Source organism: Paraburkholderia strydomiana, assembly GCF_031456815.1.
Classification (GTDB): Bacteria; Pseudomonadota; Gammaproteobacteria; order Burkholderiales; family Burkholderiaceae; genus Paraburkholderia; species Paraburkholderia caledonica.
The window spans coordinates 88,987-107,656 of the sequence record NZ_JAVDVL010000009.1 but is presented as its reverse complement, the minus strand read 5'-3'; the positions used below and the strand labels follow the sequence as shown (position 1 = coordinate 107,656).

At 62.2% G+C, this 18,670-nt stretch carries 17 protein-coding genes; 15 read left to right on the top strand and 2 right to left on the bottom strand.

Annotation, left to right across the window (positions count from 1 at the left end; translation table 11 throughout):
- Nucleotides 1–124 precede the first annotated feature (124 nt).
- Nucleotides 125–331 (top strand): hypothetical protein, encoded by a 207-nt coding sequence (locus tag J2W46_RS23110; RefSeq protein WP_020067112.1) that lies wholly within the window; start codon nucleotides 125–127, stop codon nucleotides 329–331.
- A 175-nt stretch (nucleotides 332–506) separates the two neighbouring features.
- Here the strand turns inward: J2W46_RS23110 and J2W46_RS23105 are convergent, their stop codons facing one another.
- The gene (locus tag J2W46_RS23105) at nucleotides 507–833 is read right to left on the bottom strand and encodes a DUF1840 domain-containing protein (RefSeq protein WP_020067113.1); all 327 of its coding nucleotides are present in this window, start codon (nucleotides 831–833) and stop codon (nucleotides 507–509) included.
- Nucleotides 834–1,265: 432 nt separating this feature from the next.
- Here J2W46_RS23105 and argS point away from each other — a divergent pair, with 432 nt between their 5' ends.
- The 6 genes from argS to J2W46_RS23075 all read left to right on the top strand — a co-directional run bounded on the left by argS (nucleotide 1,266) and on the right by J2W46_RS23075 (nucleotide 8,237).
- Entirely contained in the window at nucleotides 1,266–3,068 is a 1,803-nt protein-coding gene (argS, locus tag J2W46_RS23100) for an arginine--tRNA ligase (RefSeq protein ID WP_310356521.1), read from the top strand.
- Between the two features lie 61 nt (nucleotides 3,069–3,129).
- A complete protein-coding gene (locus J2W46_RS23095) occupies nucleotides 3,130–3,957 on the top strand; it encodes an SPOR domain-containing protein (RefSeq protein WP_310356518.1) in 828 nt (275 codons plus the stop codon).
- Nucleotides 3,958–4,143: 186 nt separating this feature from the next.
- Entirely contained in the window at nucleotides 4,144–4,782 is a 639-nt protein-coding gene (locus J2W46_RS23090; RefSeq protein ID WP_020067117.1) for a thiol:disulfide interchange protein DsbA/DsbL, read from the top strand.
- 16 nt (nucleotides 4,783–4,798) lie between these two features.
- Nucleotides 4,799–5,572 (top strand): SDR family oxidoreductase, encoded by a 774-nt coding sequence (locus J2W46_RS23085; protein ID WP_310065880.1) that lies wholly within the window; start codon nucleotides 4,799–4,801, stop codon nucleotides 5,570–5,572.
- A gap of 3 nt (nucleotides 5,573–5,575) precedes the next feature.
- Nucleotides 5,576–6,394: a helical backbone metal receptor gene (locus J2W46_RS23080; RefSeq protein ID WP_310356514.1), complete on the top strand. Its 819-nt coding sequence runs from the start codon at nucleotides 5,576–5,578 to the stop codon at nucleotides 6,392–6,394.
- A 256-nt stretch (nucleotides 6,395–6,650) separates the two neighbouring features.
- Nucleotides 6,651–8,237: an ABC transporter substrate-binding protein gene (locus J2W46_RS23075; RefSeq protein ID WP_310356511.1), complete on the top strand. Its 1,587-nt coding sequence runs from the start codon at nucleotides 6,651–6,653 to the stop codon at nucleotides 8,235–8,237.
- An 84-nt stretch (nucleotides 8,238–8,321) separates the two neighbouring features.
- On the opposite strand, the gene J2W46_RS23070 is transcribed toward J2W46_RS23075, so the two are convergent.
- A complete protein-coding gene (locus J2W46_RS23070; RefSeq protein ID WP_310356508.1) occupies nucleotides 8,322–9,392 on the bottom strand; it encodes an MBL fold metallo-hydrolase in 1,071 nt (356 codons plus the stop codon).
- Nucleotides 9,393–9,517: 125 nt separating this feature from the next.
- Here J2W46_RS23070 and J2W46_RS23065 point away from each other — a divergent pair, with 125 nt between their 5' ends.
- The 8 genes from J2W46_RS23065 to J2W46_RS23030 all read left to right on the top strand — a co-directional run bounded on the left by J2W46_RS23065 (nucleotide 9,518) and on the right by J2W46_RS23030 (nucleotide 18,369).
- Nucleotides 9,518–9,931 carry a MerR family transcriptional regulator gene (locus tag J2W46_RS23065; RefSeq protein ID WP_020067122.1) on the top strand — a complete coding sequence of 138 codons (414 nt, stop codon included), beginning with the start codon at nucleotides 9,518–9,520 and terminating at the stop codon, nucleotides 9,929–9,931.
- A gap of 221 nt (nucleotides 9,932–10,152) precedes the next feature.
- Nucleotides 10,153–12,000 (top strand): bifunctional isocitrate dehydrogenase kinase/phosphatase, encoded by a 1,848-nt coding sequence (gene aceK / locus J2W46_RS23060; RefSeq protein WP_087751028.1) that lies wholly within the window; start codon nucleotides 10,153–10,155, stop codon nucleotides 11,998–12,000.
- 94 nt (nucleotides 12,001–12,094) lie between these two features.
- The gene (gene can, locus J2W46_RS23055; protein ID WP_020067124.1) at nucleotides 12,095–12,871 is read left to right on the top strand and encodes a carbonate dehydratase; all 777 of its coding nucleotides are present in this window, start codon (nucleotides 12,095–12,097) and stop codon (nucleotides 12,869–12,871) included.
- Nucleotides 12,864–14,072, top strand: a complete 1,209-nt coding sequence (locus J2W46_RS23050) for an acetyl-CoA C-acetyltransferase (RefSeq protein WP_027780079.1) — start codon at nucleotides 12,864–12,866, stop codon at nucleotides 14,070–14,072. Before can ends, J2W46_RS23050 begins: the two co-directional genes overlap by 8 nt.
- Nucleotides 14,073–14,118: 46 nt before the next feature.
- Nucleotides 14,119–14,796 (top strand): SDR family oxidoreductase, encoded by a 678-nt coding sequence (locus J2W46_RS23045; RefSeq protein WP_020067126.1) that lies wholly within the window; start codon nucleotides 14,119–14,121, stop codon nucleotides 14,794–14,796.
- 12 nt (nucleotides 14,797–14,808) lie between these two features.
- On the top strand, nucleotides 14,809–15,945 hold the full coding sequence (locus J2W46_RS23040; protein WP_310356504.1) for an acyl-CoA dehydrogenase family protein: 1,137 nt from the start codon (nucleotides 14,809–14,811) through the stop codon (nucleotides 15,943–15,945).
- A 15-nt stretch (nucleotides 15,946–15,960) separates the two neighbouring features.
- Entirely contained in the window at nucleotides 15,961–16,428 is a 468-nt protein-coding gene (locus J2W46_RS23035; protein WP_310356817.1) for a YchJ family protein, read from the top strand.
- Between the two features lie 651 nt (nucleotides 16,429–17,079).
- Entirely contained in the window at nucleotides 17,080–18,369 is a 1,290-nt protein-coding gene (locus tag J2W46_RS23030) for a dienelactone hydrolase family protein (RefSeq protein WP_087751676.1), read from the top strand.
- The last annotated feature ends 301 nt before the right edge of the window (nucleotides 18,370–18,670 follow it).

Genomic DNA, 18,670 nt, shown 5'->3' with positions numbered 1-18,670 from the left:
CGAGAAAGACTGAATATTTGCGGCAACGTAATTTTCGGCTTTGTAGACTGAGGCGGCTTGACCCGCCAGACGCGGCTAAAACGCGTCGGCTTAACTAATTGCAACCGTCGACGGAGAAAATCCTATGAAGAAGCTGGTGCTGTTATTGACTGCTGTTTCGCTTGCCGCGGGCGCTTCGGCGGCGCTCGCGCAAACTGCCGCTCCCGGCGGTTCGAGCGCGGTCAGCTCGTACTCCCCGCCCACGGTCAAACACGTCAAGAAACCGAAGAAGCAAAAAATGAAGAAAGGTGAGTCAGCTCCCGCAGCCGCTCCGGCAGCCGCCAGTCAGTAAGCAGGCTGCACGGCCATAGCGCTTTCGGCCTCGCAACGAAAAAGAGCCCGCGTCGAGCGGGCTCTTTTTTCATTCAGACATGAGGCGCGGGCCGCCGGGCATCAGGTCTACGGCAAATACAGCACGCGCATATCCCTCGCGACCCGATCGCAGTGGCGTGGCTCGCTTGCGAGAATCACAGTCCCCAGACAATGTCTGCGTTCTCTTTTTGCGCGGCGCGCAGCATGTCGAGGAACGGGTAAGCGCGCTGTGCGAGTCCGGGCGGAATCTCGTGATGCTCGTGGCCCTCTTCGCCTTCGTGGAAATGGCCGTCGTGCTCGGCGCGTTCCTGCTTGTCGAAGGTGATGGCCGCTTCGAGTTTGGTGATAGCGTCTGCGAGTTCGTCGTGAGTAATGACGCCTCGTTCACCTAGACGTTTGCCGACAATGCCGACCAGATGCTGTGCCAGATTATTGAGCATGATCACGTCTGGGCAAGCGCGACATTTGAAAGTAATCAGCATGACTGTTCCCTTTTTCGTTATGTTCGATTGACGCGCGAGCGGCGCTCAATGCAGCCGTCAGCGCGCGCTCCGTTAGCTCGCCAAAGAGACGCGGCGGCATCGGCCCTTGCTGGGCATCTGATTGAACATATTAGCACCTGCTAAAATCCGTCTGGACGGAAAAGCGCGCCTCGCGGCGCCGCGCGCACAGGTGCAAGCGGCGCAGCCAGCCCGGCCGGTTCGCGCCTGCATGCCGCCGCGCCCATGCCGTTGCAGGGCGCCGCGCAACGCGCTTATTGTGTTGCAGGCTGCGTGCCCGATGGCGCGTCCGTCATGCCGATGCGTTGACGAGCGAACCGCCGCTTTCCACGCTTCTGACGAATCGGCCGTGCCTGCCGCGCGGCCGGCGCCTCTTCCGCATCACCGGATTGCCTCACTGGACTCGCAACAAGCATGCTGCCCGCACATAAACATACTCTCGAAACACTGCTCGCCGACACGGTGAAGCAGGTAGCTCTTGCCACGCAAGGTGCGGCCGAAGCCGCGTTCGTGTCGCCCACCATCGCGCTGGAGCGACCCAAAGTCGCCGCCCACGGCGACGTCGCGTGCAATGTGGCGATGCAACTCGCCAAGCCGCTGCGCGCCAATCCGCGCCAGCTCGCACAGCAGATCGTCGACGCGCTGCTCGCGCACCCGCAAGCGCGCGGACTCATTGAAGCCGCGGAAGTCGCGGGTCCCGGCTTCATCAACCTGCGCCTCGCCGCCACGGCGAAGCAGGCCGTGATCGCCGCCGTGCTCGCCGAGAAAGAAACGTATGGCCGCTCGCAACGCGACGCCGGCAAGCACGTGCTCATCGAATTCGTGTCGGCGAACCCGACGGGACCGCTGCACGTCGGCCACGGCCGCCAGGCTGCGCTCGGCGACGCGCTGTCGAACGTGCTCGCGTCGCAAGGCTGGGACGTGCATCGCGAGTTCTACTACAACGACGCCGGCGTGCAGATCGCAACGCTCGCGCTATCCACCCAGGCGCGCGCACGCGGTCTCGCTCCGGGCGACGAAGGCTGGCCGGCTTCGGCGTACAACGGCGAGTACATTGCCGACATCGCGAAAGACTATATGAACGGCGTCACGGTATCGGCGAGCGACGGTGAACCCGTCACCGGCGCGGGCGACGTCGAAAACCTCGACGCGATCCGCCGTTTCGCGGTCGCGTACCTGCGCCGCGAGCAGGACATGGACTTGCAGGCGTTCGGCGTGAAGTTCGACCAGTACTATCTGGAGTCGTCGCTTTATACCGAAGGCCGCGTGGAGAAGACCGTGCAGGCGCTGATCGCCGCGGGCAAGACCTACGAGCAGGAAGGCGCCCTCTGGCTGCGCACGACCGACGACGGCGACGACAAAGACCGGGTCATGCGCAAAACCGACGGCACGTACACGTACTTCGTGCCTGACGTCGCGTATCACGTCGCGAAGTGGGAACGCGGCTTCACGAAGGTCATCAACATTCAGGGCTCCGATCACCACGGCACGATCGCGCGTGTGCGCGCCGGCCTGCAAGGTCTCGGCATCGGTATTCCGAAAGGCTACCCGGACTACGTGCTGCACAAGATGGTCACGGTCATGCGCAACGGCGAAGAGGTGAAGATCTCGAAGCGCGCGGGCAGCTATGTGACGGTGCGCGATCTGATCGAATGGTCGGGCGGCGCGACGCCGGGCTCCGAAGCCGCTGTCGATCTGATCGACGAAGAAACGATTCGCCGTGGCCGCGACGCTGTTCGCTTCTTCCTGATTTCGCGCAAGGCGGATACGGAGTTCGTCTTCGACATCGACCTCGCGTTGAAACAAAATGACGAAAACCCCGTGCACTACGTGCAGTATGCACATGCCCGGATCTGCTCCGTGATAGCCGAATGCAAGGCCCGCTACAGCGGCGATCAAAGTACTGACGAAAGCGCGCTTGCCGGCGTCGACCTCGCGCCGCTCACGAGCGAACGCTCAATGGCCTTGCTGAACAAGCTCGCCGAGTTCCCGGACATGCTTCAACATGCCGCCGACGAACTCGCGCCGCACGCGGTCGCGTTCTATCTGCGCGACCTCGCCGGGGAATTCCACTCGTTCTACAATGACAGAGCCGAGCGCGTGCTGGTCGACGATGCCGCCGAACGCAATGCACGCGTTGCGCTGCTGGCGGCCACGCGTCAGGTGCTCGCCAACGGTCTTGCGATCATCGGCGTCTCCGCTCCAGTCAAGATGTAAGTCCTCCGGCGCAACATGTATGCGGCCGTCGTTATAATCGGCGGCCGTTCCAGGATTCTTTTTGCAGGTAATTCGTACGATGGCAAAACCACGCCGCACAACAAAGCAATCGAAACAAACCGGGGGCACTTTTCTCGGCATCGTGCTGGGCCTGATCGTCGGCCTTGCGATCGCGGTAGTGGTGGCGCTTTATATCACCCGTGCGCCTACGCCGTTCGTCTCGAAGGTGGCGCCGCCTGCTGCATCCGATTCGAGCGCGAGCCAGGCGCAATACGATCCGAACCGTCCGCTGCAAGGCAAGACGCCGGGGCAGCCGGTGCCGCAAGCGGCACAACCCGCGCCGCCGAATACCGCGCCCGGCCAGACCAACTCGCAGACGCAGTCGGGCATGCTGGAGCAGCCTCAGATCATCGAAGTGCCGCCGACCATCGGCAATAGTCCGAACGCTAACGCGAACGGCACCGCGGTGGCTCCGAAGCCGGCTCAAGATAACGGCAGCAGCACCACCGCCGCCGCGCCCGCGAAGAAGCCGCAAGCCACCAGCGCGCCGGCAGCCACGGCTGCGGGTTCGGCGCCGAAAAGCACGTCGTCGGCCACGGCCGCAAACGGCAAACCGGGTTCGGGCGCAGCCCCGGCGCAGGGCGACGCGAACACCGGCTACTTCCTGCAAGTGGGCGCGTACAAGACCGCTGCCGACGCCGAACAGCAACGCGCGCGTCTCGCGTTCCAGGGATTCGAGTCGAAGGTCACGCAGCGCGATGCGGGCGGCGTCACGTACTATCGCGTACGTATCGGACCGTTTTCGAAGTTCGAGGACATGAACGCGAACCGTCAGCGCCTGTCGGACGCGGGCGTGGACACAGCGGTCATCCGTTTCACCAAACAATAAACAGCGAGCGATCCGCCGGCTGCGCCGCCGCCGAACTATCGGTGTGCGGCGCCTGTCACAGGAATCGCAAGCAAGATAAGCATGATTGAGCACGACGGACGATAGAACCGTCGAACGCCGATTTTAAAAACGGTGACGGGCATTTGCGTGGCGCCACTGTTTTACGCCTACCTGGGTCAACAAAACATGAAAAAACTGCTGAGCATTCTGTTCCTCTCGCTTGGGCTCGTTGCAGCCACGGCGCACGCATCGCCGACGGCGCCGGTCGCGGGCAAGGACTACACGGTGTTGCCGAGCGCGCAGCCCACCGACGTGCCCGCCGGCAAGATCGAAGTCACCGAATTCTTCTGGTACGGCTGCCCGCACTGCAACGAATTCAACCCGTACCTCGAAGCATGGGTGAAGAAGCAAGGTGCCGACGTGGTGTTCAAGCGCGTGCCAGTTGCTTTCCGCGACGACTTCATTCCGCACTCCAAGATGTATCACGCGCTCGACGCACTAGGTCTCGCCACGCAACTCACGCCGAAAGTCTTCAACGAAATCCACGTCAATAAAAACTATCTGCTGACGCCCGAAGACCAGGCCAAATTCCTCGCGAAGAACGGCGTCGATCCGAAGAAGTACATGGACGCGTACAACTCTTTCTCGACGCAAAGCGCGTTGCAGAAAGACAAGAAGCTGCTTGAGGACTACAAGATCGACGGCGTGCCGACTATCGCAGTCCAGGGCAAGTATGAAACCGGCCCGGCCGCCACCAATAGCCTGCCCGGCACCGTGCAGGTGCTCGACTACCTGGTCCAGCAGGTTCGCGCAAAGAAGATGTAAAACCCGAGGCGCCGGAATGAGTTCACCGTTGAAAGTTTTCATTACCGGCGCGTCAAGTGGAATCGGCCTCGCGCTCGCCGCCGAATATGCGCGGCGCGGCGCGATTCTCGGCCTCGTTGCCCGCCGCGGCGACGCCCTTGCTGCCTTCCAGCGGTCTCATCCGCAGAACCCCATTTCCATCTATTCCGTCGACGTCCGTGACGCCGAGGCGCTCGCCGATGCCGCCGCGCAATTCATCGCGCAGCACGGCGTGCCGGACATCGTGATCGCCAATGCAGGCGTGAGCCGCGGCGCGGTCACCGGACAAGGCGATCTGCGCACGTTCCGCGAAGTGATGGACGTCAACTACTTCGGCGTAGTTGCCACCTTCGAGCCGTTCGCGGCGCCCATGATCGCGGCCAGGCGCGGAACGCTGGTCGGCATTGCCAGCGTAGCAGGCGTGCGCGGCTTGCCCGGCTCGGGTGCGTACAGCGCGTCGAAAACCGCGGCGGCGAAGTATCTCGAAGCGCTGCGCGTCGAGATGCGTCCGCTCGGCGTTGGCGTGGTCACGATCGCGCCTGGCTATGTCCGCACGCCGATGACCGCGCACAATCCGTACAGCATGCCCTTCCTGATGGACGCCGATCGTTTTGCAGCCAAGGCCGCGCGTGCGATCGAGCGTCGCACGGCTTACGCTGTGTTCCCCTGGCAGATGCGCGTGGTGGCGATGCTGCTGCACATAGCGCCACGCTGGCTCTATGACCGCGTGTTCGAACGCGCGCCGCGCAAGCCGCGCGCCGTCGCCGAGTAAATCATGTCACTGCGTGCGGTCGATGCAACCGGCGTCGCGCACGAGAAAGCGGGTGCCGGCGCGCGCATCGTCTCGCTGGTGCCGAGCATCACCGAACTGCTGTTTGCTCTCGGCCTCGAACGGGAGATCGTCGGGCGTACCGGCTTTTGCGTGCATCCGCGCGACCAGGTTCGCAACGTGCACAAGATCGGCGGCACGAAAGCGGTGAATATCGAAACGATTCGCGCGCTGCAACCTACGCATCTGATCGTCAATATCGACGAGAACGAGCGCGACACCGTCGAGCAGTTGCGCGCGATCGTGCCGCATGTCGTCGTCACGCATCCGCAGACACCGCACGACAACCTTTCGCTCTACGCGCTGCTGGGCGCGATTTTCGATCGGGATAAAGAAGCGCAGCGTCTCGCCGCAATGCTTGAAGCGCGTCTGCGCGAGGCCGCCTCACGCGCGTTTGCTGCGCAGAACGTGCTGTATCTGATCTGGCGCGAACCATGGATGACCGTCGCGCGCGACACTTACATTTCCGCGATGCTGCGCCTCGTGAACTGGCACACGCTGCCCGACGTGCAAGGCGGAGCCGCGGGCGCGGCCCGCTATCCGGCGTTCGATTTCGACCGCTCGCCGTGGCTTGCCGGCGTCGACCGTATTCTGCTTTCAAGCGAGCCATATCGCTTCACGCAAGCGCATTGCGATGCGCTCAAAAGCGATCCGCGTATGGCCGGCAAGCGCATTGAGTTGATCGATGGCGAGATGGTGTCGTGGTACGGCGTGCGCGCTATCGACGGTATCGCTTATCTAATGAAGCAGGCCGCGTCTGAGTGAACCCGCGGCGCTGATTCCATATGAATATGCGGATTATGTTGTTGTCGTCGCAACGGCCCTTCGATAAGCTTTCGCGAAGGCCGGCGCGCGCCTGGTCCGTCAGTTGCTCACCAGGTTGATCCCGACTGATGCCGGTCATGCGGGAGCGCTGGAAACGTATCAAAATGAAGTCGACGGCCACGCCGCCGTCGCCCGTCAACGGAACATAACCAGAAACCAGACGCACTGCCTGACTGCGCTTGTTATGGGAGATCTTATGCGCTTCAAACTGCTCGCAGCCGCCGTACTGTTCACAGCGCCCGCGCTCGTGCTCGCCAAACCGCTGACCGTCTGCACCGAGTCGAGCCCCGACGGTTTCGATGTCGTGCAGTTCAACTCGCTGGTCACGACGAATGCGTCGGCTGACGTGATTTTCAATTCGCTGGTCTCATACGACGAGGCCGCAAAGAAAGTGGTGCCGTCGCTGGCCGACAAATGGGACGTGAGCGCGGACGGCCTCACCTACACGTTCCACCTGCGCCCGAACGTGCAGTTTCAGACCACCGACTACTTCAAACCGAGCCGGCCGCTGAACGCCGACGACGTCGTCTTCACGTTCGACCGCATGCTGAACGACAGTAACCCGTGGCACAAGGTGGCGGGCGCGAGCGGCTTCCCGCATGCTCAGTCGATGGGATTGCCGAAGCTCATCAAGTCGATCAGCAAGGTCGACGACAACACCGTCAAGTTCGAACTGAATGCACCGGACGCGACCTTCGTGTCGATCCTCACCATGGGCTTCGCTTCGATCTATTCCGCCGAGTACGCGGATCAGTTGCTCAAGGCCGGCAAGCAGGTCGATCTGAACTCGAAGCCTATCGGCACGGGTCCGTTCGAACTGAAGAGCTACACGAAAGACGCGGTGATCCGTTATGACGTGAATCCGTCCTACTGGGGCGCGAAACCGAAGATCGACCGTCTGATCTACGCAATTACGCCAGACGCCACAGTGCGCGCGCAGAAGGTGAAGGCGGGCGAATGCCAGATTGCGTTGTCGCCGAAGCCGCAGGATCTCGCCGACGCAAAGGGCGACAAGTCGCTCGCCATTGTGCAAACGCCTGCATTCATGACCGCGTTCGTCGCGTTGAACACGCAGAAAAAGCCGCTCGACAATCAGAAAGTGCGCGCCGCTTTGAACATGGCGTTCGACCGCACCACGTATCTGAAGACCGTCTTCGACAACACTGCGACGCCGGCGGTCAATCCGTATCCGCCGAATACGTGGAGCTATGACAAGGCAGTAAAGGCGTGGCCGTACGATCCCGCGAAGGCCAAAAAGCTGCTCGCCGACGCGGGCTATCCGAACGGTTTCGAAACGACGATCTGGGTACGCCCGAACGGCAGCGTGCTGAATCCGAATCCGAAGGCCGGCGCCGAACTGCTTCAGGCGGACTTCGCCAAGATCGGCGTGAAGGCGGACGTGAAAGTGATTGAATGGGGCGAACTGATCAAGCAGGCCAAGCAGGGCCAGCATGATTCGCTATTCATGGGCTGGGCCGGCGACAACGGCGACCCGGACAATTATCTGTCGCCGCTCTTTAGCTGCAACGCGGTGAAGTCGGGCATCAACTTCGCGCGCTTCTGCAATGAGGATCTCGACAAGCTCATCGCCGACGGCAAGTCCACGCCCGATCAGGCCAAACGCGCGAAAGCGTATCAGGCCGCGCAGCAGATCATCCACGATCAGGCGCTGTGGATTCCGCTCGGCTATCCGACTGCCGCGGCTATCACGCGAACCAACGTGAGCGGTTATCACGTGAGTCCGTTTGGACGACAGAACTTTGGAACAGTGGCCGTGCAGTAGTCACTCGCTGCGCTCTGAAACGCAAAAAAGCCCGGGTGCGAAAGCACCGGGCTTTTTTGTCGGCGTCTCAAACTTGGCGAACCATTACGCCGAAAAGCGCATCACTCCATCCGCATCCAGCCTGCGCTTTAGCGCGCCCGCCAGCCACAGCAGATGCAAGTGCGCGAGCGCCTCGCCCATCGCGAACGTCAACTGGTGGATATCGAGCTCGCGCTTGAACATTAGCGGAACGATATCTGCCGCGCTTTGCGGCTTTTGCGCACACGCCTCGCGGACTTCGGCGAGACGCGCATCGTGATGTTCGCGCAGCTGCCTCACGCGCGTACGCACGCCGCGAAACGGCTTGCCATGCGACGGCAGCGCGAGCGTGTCTTCGGGCATTGCTTCGTAGCGCGCAAGCGATTCCAGATACAGCGCGAGCGGCGAGCCCTCCGGCTCCATCGCGAAGACCGACACATTCGTCGATATGCGCGGCAAAACCATGTCGCCGGAGATCAGCACGCCGATCTCCTCGCAATGCAACGCGCAGTGCTCCGGCGAGTGACCGAAGCCCGTCACCACGCGCCACGTCTTGCCACCGATCCTGACGGCATCCGCTTCGCGCAAGCGTCGGTATTGGTCGGGGACTTCAGGCACCAGGTTCGCGTAATAGCTCTGGCGGCTGCGTAGCTTGTCGAGCGACGCCTCGTCGGTCACGCCATGCAGCGCGAAGTGGCGCGCAGCGCCCTCGCCGCCCGCGTTCGAGCCGTCGCCCGCCGCCATCACGCGAGCCTGCATGTATTCGCCGAGCGTCATCCATAGCCGGGCATCCCAGCGCTTCTTGTCACCGCCGCTGCAAATCCAGTGCGCGAGACCGACGTGGTCCGGATGGCAATGCGTGACGATCACGCGCAGCACCGGCAAACCGCCGAGCACGGACTCGAACACCGTCTCCCAGTTTTCCTTGATCGCGTCGGACGCGATTCCGCAGTCGACCACCGTCCATCCGTCCTGACCGTCGATCTGATCGCGCAGCAGCCAGAGATTGATATGGTCGAGCGCAAACGGCAGCGGCATGCGTAGCCAGAAGACGCCGGGCACGACTTCCTGCGCGTGGCCGGGTTCGGGCAATGTGTCTTTGAACGGATAGTCGAGTTGATGTTCGAGCGCATTCATTTCGGATGTCTTCCTCCACGCGTTCCGCGTACTTGCCGCAGGTTGCATTCAACCCAAGTTGACGATAACGTAAACGTCGATTCTATCGTTCAATCCGATTTTTTGCCCGGTTACTGAATGTCCCGATGAACACGCAATACACGATCACCGAGCTCGCGCGGGAGTTCGACGTCACACCGCGCGCGATCCGCTTCTACGAAGATCAGGGTTTACTCTCACCGAGCCGCGAAGGTTCGAGCGGCTTGCGGCGCGTCTATTCGGGCCGCGACCGCACGCGGCTCAAGCTCACGTTGCGCGGCAAACGACTCGGTTTCACGCTCTCCGAGATTCGCGATCTGCTGGACGTCTATGAATCGCCAACTGACACGGTGCCGCAACTGCAAGCGTTTCTCGCCACGGTCGCGCGTCATCGCGACGTGCTGGAGCGCCAACTGGAAGACCTGAACGCGACGCTCGAAGACCTCGCGCAATATGAAGCTCAGGCGCGGGCGCTGCTCGAGAACGGCACGCACAAGGCACGTGAAGCCAAACCCGCGTAAGCAGGCGGAGAACCGCCGCCCAGCAGTTTTTTTGCCGCAAGTTGAGCCGTGTAACGACGCGGAACAGGAGCATTGAGCGGAGTTAGTCGGAAAGGTCGGCGAGTGCCCTGCAACGCTCAGGTGGCGGCGGGTCATCAACCGGTTGGCGCAATGCGTCGAAGGCGCACTCGAACGATACAATCACGGGTGTCTTCACGACATGAGACGAATGCACGGTCGACATGAATCACTTCCCCAAACTGTTGTCGTCGCAAATCGGCTTTGACGTCGCGGAAACGCTGCTCGAAGGATTCAACCGGCACTACCGGATCTTTCGCGACGCGGCGATCCACGCCAAGGCGCTGTTCGAAAGCGGCGACTGGCACGGGCTGCAAAAGCTGGCCCGCGAGCGCATTACTTCATACGACGATCGCGTAGAAGAATGTGTCGCGCTGCTCGAAGACGAGTACGACGCGGAGAATATCGACAGCGAAGTGTGGCAGCAGATCAAGCTGCACTACATTGGGTTGCTGACCACGCATCGTCAGCCTGAATGCGCGGAGACGTTTTTCAATTCTGTCTGCTGCAAAATCCTGCATCGCTCGTATTTCAACAACGACTTCATCTTCGTGCGCCCGGCGATCTCGACCGAATACATCGAGAACGACGAACCCGCGGCAAAGCCTACCTACCGTGCGTACTATCCCGGCAAGGACGGCCTCGCCGCCACGCTCGAGCGCATCGTCACGAACTTCCAGCTGGAGCCGCCGTTCGAAGATCTGACGCGCGACGTCGGCTGCGTGATGCAGACCATTCACGACTCGTTCGGTACATTCGACGAAGCGCCGAACTTCCAGATTCATGTGCTTTCGTCGCTGTTCTTCCGAAACAAGTCGGCGTATATCGTCGGCAGAATTATCAACGGCGATATGCTGCTGCCGTTCGCGGTGCCGCTGCGCCACGTGCAGCCGGGCTTGCTGGCGCTGGATACCGTGCTGCTCAAGCGCGAACAGTTGCTGATCATTTTCAGCTTCTCGCACTCGTACTTCCTGGTCGATATGGAAGTGCCGTCCGCTTATGTGGAATTCCTCGGCACTATCATGCCGGGCAAACCGAAGGCCGAGATCTACACGTCAGTCGGCTTGCAGAAGCAGGGTAAGAATCTGTTCTACCGCGACTTGCTGCATCACCTGTCGCATTCGAGCGATCAGTTCATCATCGCGCCGGGCATCAAGGGACTCGTGATGCTGGTGTTCACGCTGCCCTCGTTTCCGTATGTGTTCAAACTGATCAAGGACAACTTTCCGCCGCCGAAAGAAACTACGCGCGCGAAGATCCAGGAGAAGTATCAGCTGGTGAAACGGCACGACCGCCTGGGCCGCATGGCGGACACGCTCGAATATTCGAGCGTTGCGCTGCCCCTTTCGCGACTCGACGAAGCGCTCCTGCGCGAACTGGAAAAGGAAGTGCCGTCGCTGCTCGAATACGACGGCGACAATCTCGTAATTCGCCATATGTACATCGAACGTCGCATGGTGCCGCTCAATCTGTTCCTGCAAAACGGCAGCGACAACGACGTCGATCACGGCATCAAGGAATATGGCAACGCGGTGAAAGAACTGATGCAGGCGAACATTTTCCCCGGTGACATGCTGTACAAGAACTTCGGCGTAACGCGCCACGGCCGTGTCGTGTTTTACGACTACGACGAGATCGAATATCTGACCGATTGCAACGTGCGCGCGGTGCCCGCGCCGCGTAACGAGGAAGACGAAATGTCGGGCGAGCCGTGGTACTCGGTCGGCCCGCACGACATTTTCCCGGAGACGTATGGCACTTTCCTGCTCGGCGACCCACGCGTGCGCCGCTCGTTCCTGCAGCATCACGCCGACTTCTTCGATCCCGCGCTGTGGCAAACGCATAAGGACCATCTACTGAAGGGCGAATTGCCCGATTTTTTCCCGTACGACAGCAACGTGCGCTTCTGCATCCGCTACCCGGAACGCTTTGCCGATACGGCATCCAACGCGCCGAATGCTCAGGACGCCGCGCAAGCGCCAGAGAACGAGCGCAGCGTAAGAGTCGCATAACGGCTCGCACGCCGCATGAATGACGCTCGTACGACACCGAATCTAACGTAACGACCCGGCCGCTCAAACGGTCGAATAACCGCCAAGACGCTTTATGAACACTAACGCTTCCAACCCCGCTCACCCGCTCGCTCATCTGTTCGACAACAACGACGCGTGGGTTGCCCGCAAACTGTCCGAAGATCCCGAGTACTTCTCGCGCCTTGCGCATCAGCAGACGCCCGAGTATCTATGGATCGGCTGCTCCGATTCGCGCGTACCGGCCAACCAGATCATCGGCTTGCCGCCGGGCGAAGTGTTCGTGCATAGAAACATCGCGAACGTAGTGGTGCATACGGATCTGAACTGTTTGTCGGTGATCCAGTTCGCGGTGGATCTGTTGAAGGTCAAGCACATCATGGTGGTCGGCCACTATGGCTGTTCGGGCGTGGGTGCGGCATTGCACGGCCGCCGCGTGGGTCTCGCGGATAACTGGCTGCATCACGTGCAGGACGTGCGGACGAAGCATGCCGCGCTGCTCGACGAATGGCCGCTCGGCGAGGCGCGTCACCGGCGTCTCGTCGAGCTGAACGCTTTGGAACAAGTGGTGAACGTGTGCCGCACGACCATCATCAACGATGCATGGGCGCGCGGCCAGGAACTGACCGTGCACGGTTGGGCGTACGGCGTGCACGACGGCAAGGTGCGCGACCTCGGCATGACGATCAACAACGCGGCCGCGCTCGATGAGACTTACCAGCGTTGCGTCGCCGCCGTGTCGGCAAGCCGCGCGCATCAGGCGGACAACGACGTGGTCGCCGCCGATGCGGCCCAGCTTGGCGACGTGCCGGCTATCGTCGAAGGTGTGATCAAGGAGCTAAAACATGAGTGAGACAAACATGAACGGCACAACGGCTGATCCAGTTGTAATCGTGAGCGCGGCGCGCACGCCGATGGCCGCGTTCCAAGGCGATTTCGCGTCGCTGACTGCGCCGCAACTCGGCTCGGTGGCGATCGAAGCCGCGGTTCAACGCGCGGGCCTCAAGCCCGAGCAGATCGACGAGGTAGTGATGGGCTGCGTGCTGCCGGCCGGCCTCGGCCAGGCGCCCGCACGACAGGCCGCGCTCGGCGCCGGCTTGCCGCTTGCAACCGGCAGCACCACGGTCAACAAGATGTGCGGCTCCGGAATGCGCGCGGCGATGTTCGCGCATGACATGCTGGCCGCCGGCTCAGTGGACGTGATCGTCGCGGGCGGCATGGAGAGCATGACGAATGCGCCGTACCTGTTGCCGAAGGCGCGCGGCGGCATGCGCATGGGTCACGGCCAGGTGATCGACCACATGTTCTACGACGGCCTCGAAGACGCGTACGAAAAAGGCCGCCTGATGGGCACGTTCGCGGAAGAATGCGCGGCTTCGTTCGACTTCACGCGCGACGCGCAGGACGCATTCGCCGTGGAATCGCTGAACCGCGCGAAGCGCGCGAACGAAGATGGTTCGTTCGCGTGGGAAATCGCGCCGGTGAAGGTTGAGAGCCGCAAAGGCGAAGTCACCATCGACCGTGACGAACAGCCGTTCAAGGCGAACCTCGAAAAGATTCCGACGCTCAAGCCGGCATTCAGCAAAACCGGCACGGTCACGGCAGCGAACTCGTCGTCGATTTCGGACGGCGCCGCGGCTCTCGTGATGATGCGCGAATCGACGGCCAAGCGTCTCGGCGTCACGCCGATTGCGCGCGTGGTCGGCCACTCGACTTTCGCGCAGGAGCCGGCGAAATTCACCACTGCGCCGGTCGGCGCGATTCGCAAGCTGTTCGAGAAGAACGGCTGGCGCGCCGACGAAGTCGATCTGTACGAAGTCAACGAAGCGTTCGCCGTGGTGACCATGGCGGCGATGAAAGAGCACAAGCTGCCGCACGACAAGGTCAACGTGCACGGCGGCGCATGCGCGCTCGGCCATCCGATCGGCGCATCGGGCGCACGCATTCTCGTCACGCTGATCGGCGCGCTGAAACAGCGCGGCGGCAAGCGCGGCGTCGCGACGCTGTGCATCGGCGGCGGCGAAGCGACTGCAATGGGTATCGAACTGATTTGACGCGTAGTACGCACGTTCAAGCGTGTCACTTGGTCTGAGGTGAATCATGAAGACAGTGTTGATCGTCGGTGCATCGCGCGGCATCGGCCAGGAGTTTGTCCGGCAGTACAAACATAGTGGCTGGCGGGTGCTCGCCACCGCGCGCGACGGCGCTGCGCTCGACACCCTCACTCAGCTTGGCGCGCAAACCTATTCCGTCGACGTGACCGAGCCGGAGGATATCGCCGCGCTCGGCTGGAAGCTCGATGGCGAGCATGTGGACCTTGCCATCGTCGTGTCGGGCGTGTACGGCCCGCGCACCGAAGGCATCGAAACCATCACCGCCGAAGACTTCGACCATGTCATGCACACCAACGTGCGCGGCCCGATGCAACTGATGCCGATCCTGCTGCCGCTCGTCGAAGAATCAGGCGGCGTGCTCGCGGTGATTTCGAGCAAGATGGGCAGCATCGGTGAAACGAGCGGCACGAGCGGCTGGCTGTATCGCGTGAGCAAGGCGGCGTTGAACGACGCGCTCAAACTCGCGTCGCTCGACGCGCAGCGCGCCACGTGTGTGTCATTGCATCCCGGCTGGGTGCAAACCGACATGGGCGGCGCGCAGGCGGCGATCGACCCCACGCGCAGCGTCGCCGGCATGCGCGAGGTGCTCAAGCAGGCCGCCGCGTCGCGCGAAGCGTTCAATGGCCGCTTTTATCAATACGACGGCACGCCGCTGGAATGGTGAGGAGACACGCTCATGGTGCTTGATCAGGACCATCTGATGGTCCGCGACGCGCTGCGCACATTCGTGCGCGAAGCAGTCACGCCGTACGCGGCGACGTGGGATCGCGAGCGCACGTTCCCGAAGGACGTTCACCGTCAACTCGCGGAACTTGGCGCATACGGCGTGCTGGTGCCAGAAACCTACGGCGGCGCCGGCATGGACGCGCTCGCGCTCGCGCTGATTCTCGAAGAAATCGCCGCGGGCGACGGCGGGACATCCACGGCGATCTCCGTGAACAATTGCCCCGTATGCAGCATCCTGCTGACTTACGGCAACGACGCGCAAAAGCGTGACTGGCTCACGCCGCTCGCGCGCGGCGAAATGCTCGGCGCATTCTGTCTGACCGAACCGCAAGCCGGCTCCGACGCATCGGCGCTGCGCACCACCGCCACACGCGACAAAGACGGCGACGCCTACGTGCTGAATGGCGTCAAGCAGTTCATCACGAGCGGCAAAAACGGCGACGTTGCGATCGTGATGGCCGTCACCGACAAGGCGGGGGGCAAGCGCGGCATCAGCGCGTTTATCGTGCCGACCGACAGCAAGGGTTACGTGGTCGCGCGAGTCGAAGACAAGCTCGGCCAGCATTCGTCGGACACTGCGCAAATCATCTTCGAAGACTGCCGCGTGCCGGCCGCGAATCTAATCGGCGCGGAAGGCGAGGGTTATCGCATCGCGCTGTCGGGGCTCGAAGGCGGGCGCATCGGCATCGCTGCGCAAAGCGTCGGCATGGCCCGCGCCGCGTACGAGGCCGCGCTGACCTATGCAAGAGAGCGTGAGAGCTTCGGTCAGCCGCTTTTTTCGCACCAGGCGGTGCAATTCCGCCTCGCCGACATGGCGACGCAACTGGAAGCCGCGCGTCAGTTGATCTGGCACGCGGCGTCGCTGAAGGACGCCGGTCAGCCGTGTCTCACAGAAGCCGCCATGGCGAAACTGTTTGCGTCGGAAGCTGCCGAGCGGATCTGTTCGGCGGCGCTGCAGATCCACGGCGGCTACGGGTATCTCAGCGACTTTCCAGTCGAGCGGATTTATCGCGACGTACGCGTGTGCCAGATCTACGAAGGCACGAGCGACATTCAGAAAATATTGATCGCGCGCGGTCTCGGCTAGGGTTCGATGAGTTTGATGACTTCGATGAGTTCGAAAAACAGTCACAAGTCGTCCGCGCAGCGGCCCGCCGACTGCCCATGCGGCGGCGCGGTTCCGGGCCAGGCGAGCGCCGCAAGAGCGCCGCGCTTCGAGCAGTGCTGCGGTCGTTACATCGACGGCGGCAAGGTCGCGCCGCGCGCACTGGAACTGATGCGCTCGCGTTACAGCGCTTATGTTGTCGGCGCAACGAACTATTTGCGCGCGACCTGGGCGCCGCAAACCTGCCCCGCCGATCTGGACGCCGACGTGTCGGCACCCGACGCTCCTCGCTGGCTCGGACTGCAAATCAAGACGTTCGCGGAGATCGATCCGCGTCACGCGACGGTCGAATTCGTCGCCAGATACAAGGTTGCGGGTCGCGCGCACAGACTGCACGAGCTGAGCCGCTTCATTTGCAACGACGAAGGACGCTGGCTCTACGTCGACGGCGATGTAAGCGAGTAGCTTTCAGCGCCTTTCTATTATCTGGCCGCGCGGCTGCGGATAATGCGGCGCCATCGCATATGGCCCCATAGAAGCGTCGTTTTCTTCCGTTGGCTCGGCGCCACAGGCCTCGCCTTACCTTTGCTCACCTGGCGCGCTGCGGTGCCGCGCAACGGCTTGCCAGCGCCTGCTCAAGGACCCTCAAGGACCCTCAAGGACCCGCCTGCCCCCGCCCCCAGCGCGCCCCGCGCCGAGTCCACCCGGGCCAAACAAGCCCTCGCGCGATGCAGCAATTTTTTCGTCGCGGGTTCTCCTTGATTGCACAAAACAAAATTGTCGTGCCAGGATGAGGTCGTTGCTTCGTGACGCCGCGATGCGAGGACCAGTTGGTAAGGGTTCCGCAAGCCGCGCCGGCGCTCGGCCGATAACCAGATAGAAACGGTTACGGCTGCGGCGCCCGGCGGCAGACGTGGCGTTCATCATCGGCGCGTGGGGTCGCGTCGGCCGTTGGGTTTATCCCGTGCGATCTCGATTGACGTGCGTGCGCTTCGCGCAATGCGTACGTGAGCATCTTTTTGTTTGTCGCAAACGTGCACGAAAGGCGAATGTCGGCCGCGTGTTTCGATGAACGGACATGAGATGTCCAGGCAGTCTTTTCAGGCAGGTGCGTGAATGGTGTTGAGCAAGGTCCTTACGAAGTGTGCGGTGATTTGTGCAGCGGCCACGTGCGCTGTCGCAGTCGCGCAGGCGAATCCGCTCGCGGACGCCCAGCCTGGACCCCTCGCCCGCGCGCAGGTGCCGCGCATCGCGCTCCAGGACGACGTTTATCTGCCCACCGCGCGCCTGAACCAACAGATTATCCGCATACCCGTCGATGCCGACGGTGACATCACGCTTCAGACAACGGTCTACAAGCCGGACGGCGCAGGCCCGTTCCCGATGATCGTCTTCAATCACGGCAAGATTCCCGGCGATCCGCGTATGCAGGAGCGCAGCGACCCGCTGCCGCTCGCGCGCGAATTCGTGCGCCGCGGCTATGTGGTCGTAGCACCGAACCGCCAGGGTTTTGGCCAGTCGGGGGGCGTCTACCATCAGGACGGTTGCGACGTCGAACGCAACGGCATGTCGCAGGCCGGCGACGTTGCGGCCGCCGTCGACTACATGTCGAAGCAGCCCTACGTCGACGCGTCACACATCGTGGTGGCCGGCACGTCACACGGCGGTCTCGCGACATTGGCCTACGGCACCGAGGCCGCACCGGGCGTGCGCGCGCTGATCAACTTTTCGGGCGGCTTGCGGCAGGACGCGTGCGGCGACTGGCAGGGCAACCTGACGCGCGCATTCGGCGCGTATGGCGACAAAACGAAAGTGCCGTCGCTGTGGATGTACGGCGACAACGACTCAGTGTGGAATGCGCCACTCGTGGCCGGAATGTACTCGGCGTACGTAGCGCACGGCGCAAGCGCAAAGATGGTCGACTACGGCAGCTACAAGAACGACGCACATCGGCTCGTCGGCGACCGCGACGGCGTACATGTGTGGTGGCCGGCCGTCGAGGCCTTCCTCGCCCGCGTCGGCATGCCCACGGGCGTGCAGTACCGGGTATCGGATCCTTCGGCCCCCAAAGCGAGCGGCTTTGCTTCAGTAGATGCCGTAGACGCGGTGCCCTATGTCGACGAAGCTGGACGCAACGGCTATCGCAACTTCCTGCATCAGTATCCGAGCCGCGCATTTGCAGTGTCCGACACGGGTGCATGGTCGTGGGCCGAAGGCGGCGACGATCCGATGTCGGTCGCGATTGCTAATTGCCAGAAACAGAGTTCCGCGCCGTGCCGGTTGTATGCCGTCGATAGTTCTGTCGTCTGGGGCGATCAAGGTTCGCGGACGGCGGATAGTGGTGCTACCGGCGGGTCTGGATCTTCTGCCGACGAAGCGCGGCGGGCTATTGCCAGTCGCGAGTGATGTTGCGATTGGGTTCTGGTTCAAATGCGCAGCGGTTTAGGGCATAGGTAGGGTATCGGTTTTTAGATACCGCCAATCTTCACTAGCCGTCTGCCTGTTCTTTGCTGCCCCTCCATTGAATTTCTTAGAGGCCCGCTTGGTGGGCCTTTCTTGCATTCCACTGTGCTGCCAACCCAGCGAATTGGCTGCACTTTCCATCGCGAAGATCGAACTTCCAGGCTGCCGTCTCACCACGACGACTCCGTCTGATTTCGGTCCGTCATGCTCAACATCTGCCAGCCTCAAGTCTTCTCCGATCGCC